This window comes from Paraburkholderia sp. SIMBA_027 (assembly GCF_046535315.1).
GTDB classification, from domain to species: Bacteria; Pseudomonadota; Gammaproteobacteria; order Burkholderiales; family Burkholderiaceae; genus Paraburkholderia; species Paraburkholderia tropica.
This window is the reverse complement of the sequence record NZ_JAWRWY010001385.1, coordinates 1-244: the sequence shown is the minus strand read 5'-3', so window position 1 is coordinate 244 and position 244 is coordinate 1. Positions and strand designations below refer to the sequence as shown.

The 244-nt window shown below is 63.5% G+C and carries 1 protein-coding gene; it reads left to right on the top strand.

What is annotated here, in order from left to right:
* Positions 1 to 19: 19 nt before the first annotated feature.
* Positions 20 to 244, top strand: a 225-nt coding sequence (locus SB764_RS43725; protein WP_410867267.1) for a hypothetical protein, incomplete at its 3' end; no start/stop codon positions are given.

The following is a 244-nucleotide window of genomic DNA, read 5'->3' as shown; positions in this document are numbered from 1 at the left end:
CCGTCCGCCAATGGATGGCTTGCCCAAGACCCAGCCGCTGCGCCCATCGCAGGTGCGGCAGAACGTCACCGCAAAACGCATGCTGATGCGATTGGTCCAAGGGGACAGTCCGCCCACCGCGCCCATGAATATCGTGGACCGGCTTGCGGGAAGTCCTTACGCCAATCCCACCATCCAGGTGGCAGGAGTGGACGCCTCCTCCCGGAAAACGATCGACGTCGCCCTGCATCTGGCCGAAGTCATG